14 protein-coding genes and 1 tRNA gene are annotated in these 19809 nt (G+C 34.7%); 13 read left to right on the plus strand and 2 right to left on the minus strand.

Annotation, left to right across the window (positions count from 1 at the left end; genetic code table 11):
- Positions 1–22: 22 nt before the first annotated feature.
- From tuf to WN975_RS25055, 11 genes are all read left to right on the plus strand, one after another.
- A complete protein-coding gene (gene tuf / locus WN975_RS25005) occupies positions 23–1210 on the plus strand; it encodes an elongation factor Tu (protein ID WP_031456758.1) in 1188 nt (395 codons plus the stop codon).
- Positions 1211–1268: 58 nt separating this feature from the next.
- Positions 1269–1339, plus strand: a tRNA-Trp gene (locus WN975_RS25010).
- 18 nt (positions 1340–1357) lie between these two features.
- The gene (secE, locus tag WN975_RS25015) at positions 1358–1555 is read left to right on the plus strand and encodes a preprotein translocase subunit SecE (protein ID WP_041517377.1); all 198 of its coding nucleotides are present in this window, start codon (positions 1358–1360) and stop codon (positions 1553–1555) included.
- A 10-nt stretch (positions 1556–1565) separates the two neighbouring features.
- Positions 1566–2117, plus strand: coding sequence for a transcription termination/antitermination protein NusG (gene nusG, locus WN975_RS25020; protein ID WP_059116013.1), 552 nt, complete (start codon positions 1566–1568; stop codon positions 2115–2117).
- 67 nt (positions 2118–2184) lie between these two features.
- Positions 2185–2622 carry a 50S ribosomal protein L11 gene (gene rplK, locus WN975_RS25025; RefSeq protein WP_007807442.1) on the plus strand — a complete coding sequence of 146 codons (438 nt, stop codon included), beginning with the start codon at positions 2185–2187 and terminating at the stop codon, positions 2620–2622.
- A gap of 13 nt (positions 2623–2635) precedes the next feature.
- Complete coding sequence (gene rplA, locus WN975_RS25030; RefSeq protein ID WP_089053851.1) at positions 2636–3325, plus strand: 50S ribosomal protein L1; 690 nt, start codon at positions 2636–2638, stop codon at positions 3323–3325.
- A 22-nt stretch (positions 3326–3347) separates the two neighbouring features.
- A complete protein-coding gene (gene rplJ, locus WN975_RS25035) occupies positions 3348–3851 on the plus strand; it encodes a 50S ribosomal protein L10 (protein WP_026985794.1) in 504 nt (167 codons plus the stop codon).
- A 91-nt stretch (positions 3852–3942) separates the two neighbouring features.
- The gene (rplL, locus tag WN975_RS25040) at positions 3943–4314 is read left to right on the plus strand and encodes a 50S ribosomal protein L7/L12 (RefSeq protein WP_007807437.1); all 372 of its coding nucleotides are present in this window, start codon (positions 3943–3945) and stop codon (positions 4312–4314) included.
- 266 nt (positions 4315–4580) lie between these two features.
- Positions 4581–8393: a DNA-directed RNA polymerase subunit beta gene (gene rpoB, locus WN975_RS25045; RefSeq protein WP_099711148.1), complete on the plus strand. Its 3813-nt coding sequence runs from the start codon at positions 4581–4583 to the stop codon at positions 8391–8393.
- A 274-nt stretch (positions 8394–8667) separates the two neighbouring features.
- Entirely contained in the window at positions 8668–12978 is a 4311-nt protein-coding gene (gene rpoC / locus WN975_RS25050) for a DNA-directed RNA polymerase subunit beta' (protein ID WP_337968847.1), read from the plus strand.
- A gap of 10 nt (positions 12979–12988) precedes the next feature.
- Positions 12989–13300, plus strand: a complete 312-nt coding sequence (locus tag WN975_RS25055; RefSeq protein ID WP_099711150.1) for a DUF3467 domain-containing protein — start codon at positions 12989–12991, stop codon at positions 13298–13300.
- A gap of 252 nt (positions 13301–13552) precedes the next feature.
- On the opposite strand, the gene WN975_RS25060 is transcribed toward WN975_RS25055, so the two are convergent.
- Both WN975_RS25060 and WN975_RS25065 read right to left on the minus strand, forming a co-directional pair.
- A complete protein-coding gene (locus WN975_RS25060) occupies positions 13553–15145 on the minus strand; it encodes a peptide chain release factor 3 (RefSeq protein WP_337968848.1) in 1593 nt (530 codons plus the stop codon).
- Positions 15146–15306: 161 nt separating this feature from the next.
- A complete protein-coding gene (locus tag WN975_RS25065) occupies positions 15307–16749 on the minus strand; it encodes an alpha-amylase (RefSeq protein ID WP_337968849.1) in 1443 nt (480 codons plus the stop codon).
- 539 nt (positions 16750–17288) lie between these two features.
- Between WN975_RS25065 and WN975_RS25070 the strand changes: the two genes are divergently transcribed.
- Entirely contained in the window at positions 17289–18719 is a 1431-nt protein-coding gene (locus WN975_RS25070) for a peptidylprolyl isomerase (RefSeq protein ID WP_337968850.1), read from the plus strand.
- Positions 18720–18797: 78 nt separating this feature from the next.
- Positions 18798–19751, plus strand: a complete 954-nt coding sequence (locus WN975_RS25075) for a MoxR family ATPase (protein WP_099711154.1) — start codon at positions 18798–18800, stop codon at positions 19749–19751.
- The last annotated feature ends 58 nt before the right edge of the window (positions 19752–19809 follow it).

Raw genomic sequence — 19809 nt, forward strand, 5'->3', positions numbered from 1 at the left:
CTAAGATTAAAAATTAAGTAAAATGGCAAAGGAGAATTTTAATCGTTCCAAACCGCACTTAAACATAGGTACAATTGGACACGTGGATCACGGAAAAACTACATTAACTGCAGCAATTACAAAAGTATTGTCTGATGCTGGTTACTGTCAAGCAAAATCGTTTGATCAAATCGATAACGCTCCAGAGGAGAAAGAAAGAGGTATTACTATTAATACATCACACGTAGAGTATGAAACAGCTAACCGTCACTACGCTCACGTTGACTGTCCAGGTCACGCGGATTACGTAAAGAACATGGTTACTGGAGCAGCTCAAATGGATGGAGCTATCTTAGTAGTTGCTGCTACAGATGGTCCAATGCCACAAACTCGTGAGCACATCCTTTTAGGTCGTCAGGTAGGTATTCCAAGAATCGTTGTTTTCATGAACAAAGTGGATATGGTTGATGATGCTGAATTGTTAGAGCTTGTTGAAATGGAAATTAGAGATTTATTATCTTTCTATGAATATGATGGAGATAATGGTCCTGTAGTTCAAGGTTCTGCTTTAGGAGGATTGAATAATGATCCTGCTTGGGTACCAAAAATCATTGAATTAATGGAAGCTGTTGATGCTTGGATCGAAGAGCCAGTACGTGACGTAGCTAAACCATTCTTGATGCCGGTTGAAGATGTATTTACAATTACTGGTCGTGGAACTGTTGCTACAGGTCGTATCGAAACAGGTATTGCTAATACAGGAGATCCAGTTGAAATCATTGGTATGGGAGCTGATAAATTAACTTCTACTATTACAGGAGTTGAGATGTTCCGTAAAATCCTTGATAGAGGAGAAGCTGGAGATAACGTAGGTTTATTGTTAAGAGGTATTGATAAAGAATCTATCAAAAGAGGAATGGTTATCATTAAGCCAGGATCAGTAAAACCACACGCTACTTTCAAAGCTGAGGTTTATATCTTGAAAAAAGAAGAAGGTGGACGTCATACTCCATTCCATAATAACTACCGTCCACAGTTCTACGTACGTACAACTGACGTAACAGGAGTTATTACTTTACCAGAAGGAGTAGAGATGGTAATGCCAGGAGACAACTTGACTATTAATGTTGCTTTATTAAGCCCAATCGCAATGAGCGTAGGTTTACGTTTCGCTATCCGTGAAGGTGGTAGAACAGTAGGAGCAGGTCAGGTGACTGAAATCGTAGGATAATCCTATAAAAATTATAAAAAGCCAGTTGATTCTTAACTGATATCGCTGGCTTTTAATTACGGGCGTAGTTCAAGGGTAGAATAGCGGTCTCCAAAACCGTTGATGGGGGTTCGAATCCCTCCGCCCGTGCAATATAAAATATATCAAATGACAAAAGTTACTAATTATTTATCAGAGGCTTTCGAAGAGTTAAAGTCAAATGTTACTTGGCCTGCTTGGGCTGAGGTTCAAAAATTGACAATTGTTGTGGCTGTATTTTCGGTTTTATTCGCCTTGGCAACATGGGGAGTAGACGAATTTTTTGCAAAAGCTTTGGCTGGATTTTTTAACTGGTTAAAAGGATAATTTTTTTGTGATGGCAGATAATAATGTGAAAAAATGGTACGTGGTTAGAGCTGTAAGCGGGCAAGAAAATAAAGTCAAAGCTTATATCGAAACCGAGATTGCCAGATTAGGTATGGGTGATTATGTTTCCCAAGTTTTAGTGCCTACAGAAAAAGTAGTTACTGTAAAAGAAGGAAAGAAAATGTCTAAGGATAAAGTTTATTTTCCTGGATATGTTATGATCGAAGCCAATTTAGTTGGTGAGATACCTCATATTATTAAGTCTATTACTAGTGTAATTGGATTTTTAGGAGAGATTAAAGGTGGAGAACCTGTTCCTTTGAGACTTTCTGAAGTAAATAGAATGTTAGGTAAAGTAGATGAGCTTGCTGTTAATACAGATACTCGTTCTATTCCTTTCAACTTAGGAGAAACTGTTAAAGTGATCGATGGTCCTTTCAATGGCTTCAACGGAACGGTTGAAAAAATCAATGAAGAAAAGCGTAAACTTGAAGTAATGGTTAAGATTTTCGGAAGAAAAACTCCATTAGAATTGAGTTTTATGCAAGTTGAAAAAGTATAATTTTTGTTACATCTATAATAACCACCGTAATCGCTTCCAATGATTAGGGTGTTAAATTTTTTAAAAAATGGCTAAAGAAATTAGTAAGGTAGTTAAACTACAAGTTAAGGGAGGTGCTGCGAATCCGTCGCCACCGGTTGGACCTGCTTTAGGAGCTGCTGGGGTTAATATCATGGAGTTCTGTAAGCAGTTCAATGCTAGAACACAAGATAAACCTGGCAAAATATGCCCAGTACAAATTACTGTGTATAAAGACAAATCATTTGATTTTGTTGTAAAAACTCCTCCGGCTGCTGTCCAATTATTGGAAGCTGCAAAGCTAAAGTCTGGATCAGGTGAACCAAATCGTAAAAAAGTAGCTAGTGTTACTTGGGACGTTATCAAAGCTATTGCTGAAGATAAAATGGTAGATTTAAATGCATTCACAATCGAATCTGCAATGAGCATGATCGCTGGAACTGCTAGATCTATGGGTATAACTGTATCAGGAGATGCTCCTTTTTAATTAAGAGAAAGAAATGGCAAAATTAACAAAAAAGCAAAAAGAGGCTGCTTCAAAAATTGAAAAGAACAAACTATACACTTTGAAAGATGCTGCTGCATTAATTAAAGTTATAGCTTCTGCAAAATTTGATGAGTCTGTTGATATCGCAGTTCGTTTGGGTGTAGATCCAAGAAAAGCGAATCAAATGGTTAGAGGTGTAGTTACATTACCTCACGGAACAGGTAAAGACGTTAAAGTATTAGCATTAGTTACTCCGGATAAAGAAGCGGAAGCTAAAGAAGCTGGAGCTGATTATGTAGGTCTTGACGATTATTTACAAAAAATTAAAGATGGTTGGACAGATGTTGATGTTATCATCACTATGCCAGCTGTTATGGGTAAATTAGGTCCATTAGGTCGTATTTTAGGACCTAGAGGTTTAATGCCAAACCCTAAAACAGGTACTGTAACTATGGATGTTGCAAAAGCTGTTCAAGAGGTTAAAGCTGGTAAAATTGACTTTAAAGTTGATAAAACTGGTATCGTACATGCAGGAATTGGTAAAGTTTCTTTTGGAGCTGAGCAAATTTATGACAATGCACACGAAATTATTCAAACATTAATCAAACTTAAACCAACTGCTGCTAAAGGTACCTACATTAAAGGTATTCACCTTACAAGCACTATGAGTCCTGCAATTGCATTGGACCCTAAAGCAGTATAATTGGTAGTTAATAATTTTTAGTATGACTAGAGAAGAAAAATCAATCGCGATTGAAGATTTAACTGCACAGTTAGCTGGTACAAATATTATTTATGTATCTGATATTTCTGGATTAAACGCAGAAACAACTTCAAACTTGAGAAGAGCTTGTTTTAAAGCAGGTATTAAATTAGAGGTTGTAAAAAATACTTTGCTTGCAAAAGCAATGGAAGCTTCTGCTAATGACTATGGAGATTTACCTTCAGTATTGACAGGTAACAGTGCTATATTTATTTCAGATGTTGCAAATGCACCTGGAAAAATTATTAAAGATTTCAGAAAAAAATCGGCTAAACCTGTATTAAAAGGAGCTTATATTAACTCTGAAATTTATATTGGAGATGATCAATTAGATGCATTAGCAACTATCAAATCTAAAGAAGAACTTCTTGGAGAACTTATTGGATTATTGCAATCACCAGCACAAAGAATTATTTCAGCTTTACAAAACAAATTCGCTGGTAGCGAAGAAGAAGCTGAAGCATAATAATTCGTACGAGGAATTAAATTTCCTTGTAGCTTAATTAGCGCACAATAAATAAATTATATTTTACAAATCATTTTAAACGATAGAAAAAATGGCAGATTTGAAACAATTCGCAGAACAATTAGTTAACCTAACAGTTAAAGAAGTTAACGAATTAGCAACAATATTAAAAGACGAGTATGGTATCGAGCCTGCTGCTGCAGCTGTAGTAGTTGCTGCTGGTGGTGGAGAAGGTGCTGCTGAAGAAGCGCAAACTGAATTTACAGTTGTATTAAAAGAAGCTGGTGCTTCTAAATTAGCAGTTGTGAAATTAGTAAAAGAACTTACAGGTTTAGGTTTGAAAGAAGCTAAAGATGTAGTTGACGGTGCTCCAAGTAACGTTAAAGAAGGTGTTTCTAAAGAAGAGGCTGAAGGTCTTAAAAAATCATTAGAAGAAGCTGGAGCTGTAGTTGAATTAAAATAATTCAACTCGGTTTTAAGAACTAGGTTTAGGTCCTGAGTTAACACTCAAAGGCCTAAACCATTTTTCGTATAATAAAATACATTAAATTTTATTATCAAATAGTTTAATATACGAAAGAGTTTTTGATCAATACGAAGAAAGAAAATTGGACTAAATTTTATTGGTTTATTTTTAAAGATGTATTGATTTTAAAAAGAAAGTATAGACTACGCAGTGTGTTTTTACACAAAAAAATTACTTTTTTTTAATCAAAATTTTGTCCATTGATGATAACAAATCAGACTGAAAGATTGAATTTTGCCTCTACAAAAAATATTCCTGACTATCCGGATTTCTTAGATGTTCAGGTTAAATCTTTTAAAGATTTTTTTCAATTAGAAACTAAATCTGACGAAAGAGGCAACGAAGGGTTGTACAACACCTTCATGGAAAATTTTCCAATCACAGATACAAGAAACAACTTTGTATTGGAGTTCCTAGATTATTTTGTTGATCCACCACGTTATACAATTCAAGAATGTATAGAGAGAGGTCTTACTTATAGTGTGCCTTTAAAAGCAAGGTTAAAACTATATTGTACAGATCCAGAACACGAAGATTTTGAAACTATTGTACAAGATGTTTATCTTGGAACAATACCTTATATGACTCCAAGCGGTACTTTTGTTATCAATGGTGCTGAGCGTGTAGTAGTATCTCAATTACACCGTTCTCCTGGGGTTTTCTTTGGTCAGTCATTCCACGCAAATGGAACAAAACTTTATTCTGCCAGAGTAATTCCTTTTAAAGGATCTTGGATAGAATTTTCTACAGATATCAACAGCGTAATGTATGCTTATATCGATAGAAAGAAAAAATTACCTGTTACAACTTTATTCCGTGCAATTGGATTCGAAAGAGACAAGGATATCCTTGAAATTTTTGACCTTGCTGAAGAAATTAAAGTTTCTAAAACTGGTATTAAGAAATATATTGGAAGAAGACTTGCTGCACGTGTATTGAATACATGGCATGAGGATTTCGTTGATGAGGACACTGGAGAAGTTGTTTCTATCGAACGTAACGAAATCATCCTTGATCGTGATACTATTATCGACAAAGATAATGTTGAAGAGATCATTGATTCTAACGTTAAATCTATTTTGTTACATAAAGAGGATAATAACCAAGCAGATTATGCTATTATCCACAATACATTACAAAAAGATCCAACAAACTCTGAAAAAGAAGCTGTAGAGCACATTTACCGTCAGTTGCGTAACGCTGAACCGCCTGATGAAGAGACTGCTCGTGGTATTATAGATAAATTGTTCTTCTCTGATCAACGTTATAACTTAGGTGAAGTTGGTCGTTACAGAATGAACAAAAAACTTGGTTTAGATATCCCAATGGAAAAGCAAGTGCTTACCAAAGAAGATATCATTACCATTGTAAAATATTTGATCGAATTGATCAACTCTAAAGCAGAGATTGATGATATTGATCACTTATCAAACCGTCGTGTTAGAACAGTTGGTGAACAATTGTCTCAACAATTCGGTGTTGGTTTGGCACGTATGGCTAGAACTATTCGTGAGAGAATGAACGTTAGAGATAACGAGGTGTTTACGCCAATTGATTTGATTAATGCTAAAACATTATCATCAGTTATCAACTCTTTCTTTGGTACTAACCAGTTATCTCAATTTATGGATCAAACGAATCCATTAGCTGAGATTACGCACAAAAGAAGACTTTCTGCCCTTGGACCTGGTGGACTTTCGAGAGAGAGAGCTGGATTTGAGGTTCGTGACGTTCACTATACACACTATGGTCGTTTATGTCCGATTGAAACTCCAGAGGGACCAAACATTGGTTTGATTTCATCTCTTGGTGTTTATGCAAAAGTTAACGGAATGGGTTTCATCGAAACTCCTTACCGTAAAGTTACAGATGGTGTAGTTGATTTAGAAAGTACACCGATCTATTTAAGTGCTGAAGAAGAAGAAGGAAAAATGATTGCTCAGGCAAACATTGAAATGGATGCTTCAGGTAAAATTACAGCAAGCAATGTTATTGCTCGTGAGGAAGGTGACTTCCCGGTTGTTGAGCCATCTGCAGTACATTATACAGACGTTGCGCCTAACCAGATTGCTTCGATTTCAGCTTCGTTGATTCCTTTCTTGGAACATGATGATGCGAATAGAGCCTTGATGGGATCTAACATGATGCGTCAGGCGGTTCCTTTGATCCGTCCGGAAGCACCAATTGTTGGTACAGGTTTAGAGCGTCAAGTGGCTTCAGATTCTAGAGTATTGATTAATGCTGAAGGAGATGGAACTGTAGAATATGTTGATGCTAATATTATTACTATCAAATACGACCGTACTGAAGACGAAAGAATGGTTAGTTTTGATGCTGATGAGAAAACATACAACTTAATTAAATTTAGAAAAACCAATCAAGGTACAAGTATCAACTTGAAACCAATCGTAAGAAAAGGTGACAGAGTGGTCCTTGGACAAGTATTGTCAGAAGGATATGCTACTCAAAATGGTGAATTAGCTTTAGGTAGAAACTTAAAAGTTGCGTTCATGCCATGGAAAGGGTATAACTTTGAGGATGCGATTGTAATTTCTGAAAAAGTAGTTCGTGATGATATTTTTACTTCTATCCACGTTGATGATTATTCATTAGAGGTTAGAGATACTAAGTTAGGAAATGAGGAGTTAACAAACGATATTCCTAACGTTTCTGAAGAAGCTACTAAAGATTTAGATGAAAACGGTATGATCAGAATTGGAGCAGAGGTTAAACCTGGCGACATTCTAATCGGAAAAATTACACCAAAAGGAGAATCAGATCCTACTCCGGAAGAGAAATTGCTTCGTGCAATCTTCGGGGATAAAGCAGGAGATGTAAAAGATGCTTCATTAAAAGCTTCTCCATCTTTACATGGTGTAGTTCTTGATAAAAAATTATTTGCAAGAGCCGTAAAAGATAAACGTAAACGTACTCAGGATAAAGATGCTTTAGGCGCTTTAGAAATGGAATTTGAAACTAAATTTGTTGAATTAAAAGACAGATTGGTTGAGAAATTATTCTTGATCGTTAACGGAAAAACATCTCAAGGTGTAATGAATGATTTGGGTGAAGAAGTTTTACCAAAAGGTAAAAAATATACTCAAAAAATGCTTTACGCAGTAGAAGATTTTGCTCACTTAAGCAAAGGTCAATGGGTTGCTGATGATGCTACAAATAAAATGGTTAATGATTTAATTCATAACTATAAAATTAAGCTGAACGATTTACAAGGATCTTTAAGAAGAGAAAAATTCACTATTACAGTTGGGGATGAATTACCATCAGGAATCTTGAAATTGGCTAAAATCTATATCGCTAAAAAACGTAAGTTAAAAGTTGGTGATAAAATGGCAGGACGTCACGGTAACAAAGGTATTGTTGCAAGAATCGTTCGTCATGAAGATATGCCTTTCCTTGAAGACGGAACACCGGTAGATATCGTATTGAATCCACTTGGGGTACCTTCACGTATGAACATTGGTCAGATTTATGAGACTGTTCTTGGATGGGCTGGTATGAACTTGGGTAGAAAATTTGCTACTCCAATTTTTGATGGGGCATCTTTAGATCAAATCAATGCTTTGACTGATGAAGCTGGAGTACCACGTTTCGGACATACACACCTTTATGATGGTGGTACTGGAGAGCGTTTCCATCAAGCTGCAACTGTGGGTGTAATTTACATGCTTAAATTAGGACACATGGTTGATGATAAGATGCACGCACGTTCTATCGGACCATACTCGTTGATCACTCAACAACCACTTGGAGGTAAAGCTCAATTTGGAGGTCAGCGTTTTGGAGAGATGGAGGTTTGGGCGCTTGAGGCTTATGGAGCATCAAGTACTCTTCGTGAAATCTTAACAGTTAAGTCGGATGACGTTATTGGTAGAGCTAAAACTTACGAAGCTATCGTTAAGGGTGAGTCTATGCCAGAACCAGGATTACCGGAATCATTCAATGTATTAATGCATGAATTGAAAGGTCTTGGACTTGACATTCGTTTAGAAGAATAAATAAAATTTTCAGTTGCAGTCTCAGTATTCAGTTCAACACTGAAAGCTGAGACTAAAGCTGTTTATTAAAATAAAGTTTTTAGGATTTATACCCGTAAACCGTTCCGATTTTTTACTTATAACCTTAAGGTTTTGTAATTAGCACTTCAGAATTGACGTTTGAAGTTTAGAGAAGTAATCCGTGGTAGTGACTTGATGGTTTTACTCTTTTTTAAAGAGAAGGTTATAAGTTAAAATCAATTTTTTAATTGCAGATAAATCAATAGTAAAAACTATGATGAATAATAGAAATAATAATAAAGATAAGAATCCTATAAAAAGATTTAACAAAATCTCGATAGGATTAGCTTCACCAGAATCTATCTTGAAAGAATCAAGAGGAGAGGTGTTGAAACCTGAAACAATTAACTACAGAACTCACAAACCAGAGCGTGACGGATTATTCTGCGAAAGAATCTTCGGACCTGTTAAGGATTTTGAGTGTGCTTGTGGTAAATATAAAAGAATTCGTTACAAAGGTATCATCTGTGACCGTTGTGGTGTTGAAGTTACTGAGAAAAAAGTACGTCGTGACAGAGTAGGACACATCAATCTTGTTGTGCCAATTGCTCACATCTGGTACTTCCGTTCTCTTCCAAACAAAATTGGTTATATCCTTGGTCTTCCATCTAAGAAATTAGATATGATCATTTACTACGAAAGATATGTAGTAATTCAAGCTGGTATTGCTAAAAATGCAGATGGAGAATCTTTACAAAGATTAGATTTCTTAACTGAAGAAGAATATTTGAATATTTTAGATACTCTTCCGCAAGAAAATCAATATTTAGATGATTTAGATCCTAATAAATTTGTTGCCAAAATGGGAGCAGAATGTATTATGGATTTATTAGCTCGTATTGACTTAGATGCTTTATCTTATGAATTAAGACACAGCGCTAACAACGAAACATCTAAACAACGTAAAACTGAAGCTTTAAAAAGATTACAAGTTGTTGAGTCTTTCCGTGAGTCTAACTTAAACCGCGAAAATCGTCCTGAGTGGATGATTATGAAAGTGGTTCCAGTTATTCCACCAGAATTACGTCCGCTTGTGCCACTTGATGGAGGTCGTTTTGCAACTTCAGATTTAAATGACTTATACCGTCGTGTAATTATCCGTAATAACCGTTTGAAAAGATTAATGGAGATTAAAGCTCCAGAAGTTATCTTAAGAAACGAAAAACGTATGTTGCAAGAATCTGTAGATTCATTATTTGATAACACTCGTAAAGCTTCTGCTGTTAAAACAGAATCTAACAGACCATTAAAATCATTATCTGATTCCTTAAAAGGTAAGCAAGGACGTTTCCGTCAAAACTTACTTGGAAAACGTGTGGATTATTCTGCTCGTTCGGTAATTGTTGTTGGTCCTGAATTAAAATTATTCGAATGTGGATTGCCAAAAGATATGGCATCTGAGTTATACAAACCTTTCGTTATCCGTAAATTGATAGAAAGAGGTATTGTTAAAACAGTAAAATCTGCTAAGAAAATTATAGATAAAAAAGAGCCTGTAGTTTGGGATATCCTTGAAAACGTAATTAAAGGTCACCCAGTATTACTTAACCGTGCTCCTACGTTACACAGACTTGGTATTCAAGCTTTCCAACCAAAATTAATTGAAGGAAAAGCGATCCAATTGCACCCATTGGTATGTACGGCTTTCAACGCCGATTTTGATGGGGATCAGATGGCAGTTCACTTGCCATTAGGACCAGAGGCTATTTTAGAGGCACAATTATTAATGTTGGCTTCTCACAATATTCTTAACCCTGCGAATGGAGCACCAATTACTGTACCTTCTCAGGATATGGTCTTGGGTCTATATTATATGACCAAAGAACGTATCTCTACGCCAGAACACATAATTTTAGGTCAAGACTTAACTTTCTATTCTGCTGAAGAAGTAAATATTGCATTAAACGAAGGAAGATTAGAATTGAATGCTCGTGTAAGAATTAGAGCAAAAGATTTTAATGACGCTGGAGAATTAGTGTATAAAATCATTCAAACAACTGCAGGACGTGTATTATTTAATGAAGTAGTACCTGAAGCAGCTGGATATATCAATGATGTATTGACTAAGAAAAACCTTAGAGATATTATCGGACACATTTTAAGTGTGACTGATGTACCTACAACGGCAGCTTTCTTGGATAATATGAAAGATATGGGGTATAAATTCGCATTTAGAGGAGGTTTATCATTCTCTTTAGGTGATATTAGAATTCCAGAACAAAAAACAAAATTAATTGCAGACGCCAGAGAACAAGTTGAAGGTATTTCTGTGAATTATAACATGGGTCTTATTACCAATAACGAGCGTTACAACCAGGTTATTGACGTATGGACTTCAGCAAATGCTCAGTTAACAGAGTTAGCAATGAAAAATATTAGAGAAGACCAACAAGGTTTCAACTCTGTATACATGATGCTTGACTCTGGGGCGAGGGGTTCTAAGGAACAGATTCGTCAGTTAACTGGTATGCGTGGTTTGATGGCTAAGCCTAAAAAATCTACTGCTGGTGGTGGTGAGATTATTGAAAACCCGATTCTTTCTAACTTTAAGGAAGGTCTTTCGATCCTTGAGTACTTCATTTCTACTCACGGTGCTCGTAAAGGACTTGCGGATACGGCTCTTAAAACTGCCGATGCTGGATACTTAACAAGAAGGCTTCATGACGTTTCACAAGATGTTATTGTAAACATCGAAGATTGTGGAACTTTAAGAGGTGTTGAAGTTTCTGCTTTGAAGAAAAATGAGGAAATTGTTGAATCATTAGGAGAGAGAATTTTAGGACGTGTTGCATTGCAAGATGTTATAAATCCACTTACTAATGAAGTAATGGTTCAATCTGGACAACAAATTACTGAGGCAATCATGAGAACTATCGAAGCTTCTCCGATTGAAAGAGTAGAGGTTAGATCTCCATTAACTTGTGAGGCTTTAAAAGGTATTTGTGCGAAATGTTACGGTAGAAACTTAGCTACTGGTAAGATGACACAAAGAGGTGAAGCAGTAGGAGTTATTGCAGCTCAGTCTATTGGAGAGCCAGGTACACAGTTAACACTTCGTACGTTCCACGTTGGAGGGGTTGCTGGAGGTATTTCTGAAGAATCTAGTATCATTACAAGATTCAACGGTAGACTTGAGATTGAAGATTTAAAAACTGTAAAAGGTGAGGACAGCGAAGGTAATGCGGTTGATATCGTAGTATCACGTTCAACTGAATTAAAATTAGTTGATGAGAAAACTGGAATCGTTTTAAATACACATAACATTCCTTACGGATCTAGTATTTTTGTTAAGGATGGTGAAGTAGTTACTAAAGGATCTGTGATCTGTAAGTGGGATCCATATAATGGTGTAATTGTTTCTGAATTTACTGGTAAGATTGCTTACGAGGATTTAGAGCAAGGACAATCGTTCATGGTTGAAATCGATGAGCAAACAGGATTCCAGGAAAAAGTAATTTCTGAAGCAAGAAATAAAAAATTAATTCCAACTTTATTAGTTTATGGTAAAGAAGGTGAATTGATTCGTTCGTATAACTTACCAGTAGGAGCTCACCTTATGGTTGAGAACGGTGAGAAAATTAAAGCAGGTAAAGTATTAGTAAAAATCCCACGTCGTTCTTCTAAAGCAGGCGATATCACGGGAGGTTTACCAAGAATTACTGAATTGCTTGAGGCTCGTAACCCTTCAAACCCAGCGGTTGTTTCTGAAATTGACGGTGTTGTTTCTTTTGGAAAAATCAAAAGAGGTAACCGTGAAATTGTTATCGAATCTAAATTTGGTGAGATTAAAAAGTATTTAGTTAAACTTTCAAGCCAAATCTTAGTACAAGAAAATGACTTCGTAAGAGCAGGAGTACCATTGTCTGACGGTGCAATTACACCAGACGACATCTTAAGAATTCAAGGGCCGGCTGCTGTTCAACAGTACTTGGTAAATGAAATTCAAGAGGTATACCGTTTACAAGGGGTAAAAATTAATGACAAGCACTTTGAGGTAGTTATTCGTCAAATGATGCGTAAAGTAAGAGTTCAAGATCCAGGAGATACATTATTCCTAGAAGATCAATTAATTCACACTAAAGATTTTATCGTTCAAAATGATAAATTATATGGTATGAAAGTAGTTGAAGACGCTGGAGATTCTGCTGTATTGAAACCAGGTCAGATTATTTCGCCTCGTGATTTACGTGATGAGAATTCATTGCTTAAACGAAATGATAAAAATCTAGTTGTAGCTAGAGACGTAATTACTGCAACTGCAACGCCAGTTTTACAAGGTATTACAAGAGCTTCGCTACAAACTAAATCATTCATCTCTGCTGCTTCTTTCCAAGAAACAACAAAAGTACTTAACGAAGCTGCTGTAGCTGGTAAAGTAGATGATTTAGAAGGATTGAAAGAAAATGTAATTGTTGGACACAGAATTCCTGCAGGAACTGGTATGAGAGAATACGATAACACTATCGTAGGATCAAAAGACGATTACAATGAAATGATGGCTAATAAAGAAGAATATATTTATTAATTAGGGAACTATGAGTAATCCGAAACAACAACCAGAGCAGATTAACATTGAGTTGGACGAAACTATTGCAGAAGGAATTTATTCTAATCTGGCGATTATCAACCACTCATCATCAGAATTTGTTTTAGATTTTGTGAGTATTATGCCAGGTATTCCTAAAGCCAAGGTAAAGTCAAGAATTGTCTTGACACCACAACATGCTAAAAGATTATTGAAAGCAATTGGTGAAAACATTCATCGTTTTGAAGCCGCTCATGGCGAAATCAAAGAGACGGAGCAAGCGCCAATCCCGCTTAATTTTGGTCCGGCAGGACAAGCATAAATTAATAAAAGCCCCAGTAATGGGGCTTTTTTTTGGATGATACTTAAAATTAAATGTAGTTTACCCGATTTAGTTTCACTTTCGTCGACTAAATTTTCTTATTTGATAGTAATGTTTTAATTTGCTTACTCTTACAGAAAAAGAGATTAATTTTTGAAATATAATGACTTAGTATAAGGTTGGTTTAATTCAAATTAAAAAAAAGCGCTAATGAAAATTAGCGCTTTTTTTATGTTTTTTACAGAATGAAATTTAATCAAATTCCGAAGTGAAAAATAATTTTACACTTGGGTATTTATTTTGTGTCATTTGAATAGTGAAATCAGAATCGGCTAAAAATACCAATTGACCGTATTTATCATGAGCTAAGAATTTCTGCTTGATACGTTTGAATTCTTTAAACTCGTCATTTTTTGCATCATCAGGTTTTACCCAACAAGCTTTGTGAACCGGGAAATTCTCATAAGTACATTTAGCGCCATATTCATGTTCCAAACGATATTGAATAACCTCATATTGTAGTGCTCCAACAGTTCCAATTACTTTACGATTGTTCATTTCTAATGTAAACAACTGTGCAACACCTTCATCCATTAACTGATCAACACCTTTGTCCAATTGCTTGGCTTTCATAGGATCAGCGTTGTTAATGTATCTAAAGTGCTCTGGAGAGAAACTTGGAATTCCTTTGAAACTCATAATTTCACCTTCAGTCAAAGTATCTCCAATTTTAAAGTTTCCAGTATCGTGTAAACCAACAATATCACCAGGATATGAAATGTCTACAATTTCCTTTTTCTCAGCAAAAAAGGCATTTGGACTAGAGAATTTTAAATTTTTCTTTTGACGAACATGGTAATAAGGCTTATTTCTTTCAAAAGTTCCGGAAACAATTTTTATAAATGCTAAACGATCACGGTGTTTAGGATCCATATTAGCATGGATTTTAAAAACAAAACCGGTCATTTTTTCTTCTTTAGGGTCAACTAAACGAGTTTCAGAATCTTTTGGTCTTGGTGACGGAGCGATAGCAACGAAACAATCCAATAATTCACGAACTCCAAAGTTATTTAATGCCGAACCAAAAAACACTGGCTGAATTTTTCCGTCTAAATAATCCTGACGTTCAAATTTTGGATAAACTTCATCAATTAATTCTAATTCCTCACGAAGTTTTTCAGCTGCTTTTTGACCAACAATTTTATCTAATTCAGGATTGTTTTGAACATCAGAAAAAGCGATAGTTTCTTCGATATTTTTACGGCTGTCTCCACTAAAAAGGTTGATGTTTTCTTCCCATAAATTATAAATTCCCTGAAAATCATAACCCATACCAATTGGGAAACTTAAAGGAGTAACTTTTAATCCAAGTTTTTGCTCCACTTCATCCATCAAATCAAAAGCATCTTTACCTTCACGATCTAATTTATTGATGAAAACAATCATCGGAATGTTACGCATTCTACAAACTGCAACCAATTTTTCAGTTTGTTCCTCAACCCCTTTTGCAACGTCAATTACAACAATAACGCTATCAACAGCAGTTAAAGTTCTAAAAGTATCTTCAGCAAAATCCTTGTGTCCCGGAGTATCAAGAATGTTGATTTTTTTGTCTTTATAATTAAAAGCAAGTACAGAGGTTGAAACCGAAATACCTCTTTGGCGTTCGATTTCCATGAAATCACTCGTTGCTCCTTTTTTAATTTTATTGTTTTTTACAGCACCAGCTTCCTGAATAGCTCCTCCAAACAACAATAACTTTTCAGTTAAAGTAGTTTTACCGGCATCGGGATGCGATATAATTCCAAATGTTCTTCTGCGTTGTATTTCTTTTAAAAAGCTCATATTTCGTATAAATAGGTTGCAAAAGTACTATTAATTACGGCTTAATAAAAATATTCACTTCTTAAATTAGGAACTCTTTCAATTTATTAGAGATAATTTATAAGCAAAAAATTAAGGCTGTTTTTTTAGGACAGCCTTAATTAAATAGTCTAAATTTAAAATTACTGATTAATAGACCAAACTGAATATCCTTTTGGAGGACATTGTATTTTTACCCATTTGTCTGCCTGAGTTGTTGGATACCAAGTTGAGTTTCCTGTAAAATCTTTGATTTGTGTATTCGCCCAATTAGTTTGAATCCATCTTTCTTGCCATGAATCTGAGTTATTGATATATACAACTAATCCCGGATTTCCGTTGTAACCATTTCTTCTTGCAACATATTCATCATTATCCGAATATAAAATTGAAGTTGTTCCAGTCGCTTTATTATTGTGAATCCAAATCAGGTTGTTTAATTTGTTTTTATCCAACCATTCTTCATAATCTCTGTAGAAAATTGTTGGATATCCTTCATGTGTTAATATATAGGAATACGCCAATAATTTATTCGAAATTTCATCTGTATCATGATTTGTCACAAACGTAACGGCTTTGTATGGATTTCTTTTCCACATCATGTCGTCGTTTAATAAAGCAAGATTATTTCCGTCAAAAGCATCGTTCATTTTGTAGTAACAAGCAAAATCAAATACAGAACTGTTCGCGTTGTTTGCCCACCATTCTAAGGTATTTACGTTTGCATCCCAATATTCTCCAACTGAAAATCCGCCTACATTAGCATTCCAATCGTGTACAACCCATGGAGCAAAACCTTTGACATAATCAAATCTCCAACCATCAAATTTCATGGTGTTTTTGTAGTATTTACCAACTCCGTCGGTTCTAAGCCATAACCAATTTTGAACATTTGGAGCCGCGTGGCATAAATCAGGAAAACCACCAAAAGCGCCTTCATCATTATTACCATAACTGTTTTTGTAAAAATCATTGTAAGTACGTGGGAATTTTCCAGAAGCGATTCCTGTAAAATTAGTCCATGTATTGGTTCCCGTAAAAGGATTAGCTTCAGATTGACCTCCGCTATTGTGATTAATTACAATATCAGCATACACTTTAAGGTTCTCAGTATGCGCATTTGTGATCAAGTTTACAAGCTCAGTTTTAGATCCGAATCTTGTTTCAGTAGAACCATTTTGGTTGTAATCTCCAAAATCAAAATAATCGGTAGGATCATATCCCATAGAGAAAGCACCATTTTGTGCTTTTGAAGCAGGCGGCAACCATATTGAGCCAATTCCTGCGTTACCCCAAGCGGCTACTTTACTGCTTACGGTATTCCACCAGTTTCCACCAGCGGGAACATCCCAATAAAAGGCCTGCATCATGACTCCGCCACCAGGATTGTCTACATATTTTCCTGTTGAAGATGATTTAGAAAGTCCTGTACTAAACGGTTTTCCATCATGATGAGTTACATTAATGATTTCAAATTTCTGACTTTCAGCTTTTGAATCGACTTCGGTTGTTTCATTTTGCGAGCAAGAGTAAAAGAATGCTGTAATTGCTGCAATTAAATAAATCTTTGCATTAGGTTTTTTCATAATCGAGATTTGGTTAAGGTTAGATTAATAAAGTTATAATTACATATTTATAGAGGTCTAAAAACGAACAATTCGTAATTTTGATAGCTATAAATTGTAGATTATTCATCTAAAGTATATATTTTTTGTATCGATCGGTTTTTATAAGAAAATAGTTATACAACGAAAACGTTGTAGTGTTAAAAACTTTTTTTATTCAATTGTAATTTAACAGTTTGAGAATTGCATTTATTTTCAGAATTACAGGATTTTTGGAAGAATAAAAGCAATGATTTTACTGTTTTGAAAAGATTAATCTCTCTTGATTGGTGTTTCTGTTATGAAATTTAAGTGTACTCCATATAATTTTTTGTTAATAGTATAGCTGATAGTTGTATTATGTAATTGAATTGTTATTTTTGTTCGGCATAAGTTAAAAGAACTAGATCTTAAATATTTAGTGTTTTCAGAGTCATTTCTGAAAATATAGGTTAAGTTGATTTTAGTTTAAAACGAAATTCTAAAAACAAGATCTTTACATTCAAATTAAATTTAAAATAATGTTATTAAAAAAATTACAGCTAAAAACAATTGATTACAAGCTAGTGTTGACAATGTGTTTTTTACTTTTTTTCACCTCAATTATTTCGGCTCAGGAAATTATAAAAGATACTGTAGTTAAGAAACCAGTTCAAATTGCCTCTGGCCAAAAGCTGAAAGTTGATGGAATTATTGCTACAGTTGGAGATTATATTGTTTTAGATTCTGATATTGACAAAGGATATTTGGAGATTACAGCGCAAGGAGGTTCTGTAAAAGATATCACAAGATGCCAAATGCTTGGTAAACTTTTAGAAGATAAATTATATGCACATCAAGCGATTCAGGATAGTATCGTAGTTAGTGATGCAGAAGTTAGAGGAATGATGGACGATCGTTTGAACTATATGGTTCAACAAGTTGGAGACATCAATAAAGTTGTAGCTTATTATAAAAAGAATTCTGTAGAGGAGTTTAAAACTTATTTTGCTGACATCTTAAAAGAGCAAAAATTAGCTCAGGAAATGACTAAGAAAATTGTGGATGCTGTAGAAATAACTCCTGAAGAAGTTCGTAATTTCTTTAAAAAAATACCAAAAGAAGAATTACCAACTTTTGGAGCAGAAATGGAAGTAGCGCAAATTGTGGTTGAGCCTAAAGTTTCTAAAGAAGATAAGCAAAAAGTTATCGATAGATTAAATGCAATTCGTAAAGATGTTCTTGAAGGATCAAGTTTTGCAACAAAAGCCGTTTTATATTCTCAGGATCCTGGATCTGCACCAAATGGTGGATATTATAAAATGACAAGAAAAACACCTTTTGTAAAAGAATTTAAAGATGTTGCTTTTAGTTTAGGAGAAGGAGAAGTTTCAGAGCCTTTTGAAACTACTTTTGGATATCATATTATTATGGTAGAAAAAATAAAAGGACAAGAAGTTGAATTACGTCATATTTTAATTGCTCCAACAGTTTCTGAAGATGCTTTGAAAGATGCTAAAGAAAGAATTGCTAACATTAGAGCTAAGATTGTAAGTAAAGAGATTTCTTTTGCAGATGCTGCCAGAACAGAATCTGATGAAAAAGAAACAAGAGCAAACGGAGGAACTTTGGTAAATCCTAATACACAAGATACACGTTTTGAGTTAACTAAAATGGATCCTACATTATACAGTCAGGTTTCTAATTTAAAAGATGATGAAGTTTCCCAACCACTTTTAAATACTGATGATAAAGGTAAAAAAACGTATAAGTTAATTACTGTTACTAATAGAATTGACGAGCACGTTGCTGACTATGCTAAGGATTATACAAAAATTAAAGAATTAGCATTAAAAGAAAAGCAAATCACAACAATTTCTAAATGGTTTGATTCAAAAATAAAAGATACTTATATCAAAATTATTGGAGAGTACAGAGATTGTAATTTTGTATACAATTGGTTGAAAAAATAATTTTTATTAAATAAAGAAAAAGAGTTAGTTTTATGAATTCATAGCACTAACTCTTTTTAATTTAAAATATATTCATAGATGTCTGACGTAACAGCAATTCACAATCTGGTTCAAAAACGAAACGAATTAAAAGCCGAAATAGCAAAAATAATTGTAGGGCAAGATGACGTTGTAGATCAAATTTTACTTTGTATATTTTCTGGAGGACACGCACTTTTAATTGGTGTTCCAGGATTGGCAAAAACTTTAATGATTAATACTTTGTCTCAGGCTTTGGGATTAGATTTTAAAAGAATTCAGTTTACGCCTGATTTAATGCCTTCGGATATTTTAGGAAGTGAGATTCTGGACGAAAACAGACACTTTAAATTTATTAAAGGGCCAATTTTCTCTAATATCATTCTTGCTGACGAGATTAACAGAACACCGCCTAAAACGCAAGCTGCTTTACTTGAAGCAATGCAGGAACGTTCCGTTACAATCGCGGGTCAGAATTATAAATTAGATTTACCTTATTTTGTATTAGCAACTCAAAACCCAATTGAGCAAGAAGGAACTTATCCTTTGCCTGAAGCACAATTAGATCGTTTTATGTTTGCAATCAAATTAGAATATCCAAGTTTTGAAGAAGAAGTATTAGTTGTAAAACGTACAACATCTGATGTTAAAACAACGATTAATCCGTTATTTACCGCTCAGGAAATTATCGATTTTCAACATTTGATTCGTAGAATTCCTGTAGCTGATAATGTTATTGAATATGCAGTAACTCTTGTAAGTAAAACACGTCCTGATAATGCTTTGTCGAATGATTTTGTAAAGAATTATTTAGATTGGGGAGCAGGACCAAGAGCATCTCAAAATTTGATTTTGGCAGCAAAAGCACATGCAGCTTTCAATGGTAAATTTTCGCCGGATATTGAAGATGTAAAAGCGGTTGCAACTGGAATTTTACGTCACAGAATTATTAAAAACTACAAAGCAGATGCCGAAGGAATAACAGAAGAAATTATTATTCAGAAGTTGATGTAAGAGAATATAAAAGCATAAAAAAAGCCTAACCGATTTTAGAATTAGTTAGGCTTTTTTA

This window comes from uncultured Flavobacterium sp., from assembly GCF_951805225.1.
GTDB lineage: Bacteria > Bacteroidota > Bacteroidia > Flavobacteriales > Flavobacteriaceae > Flavobacterium.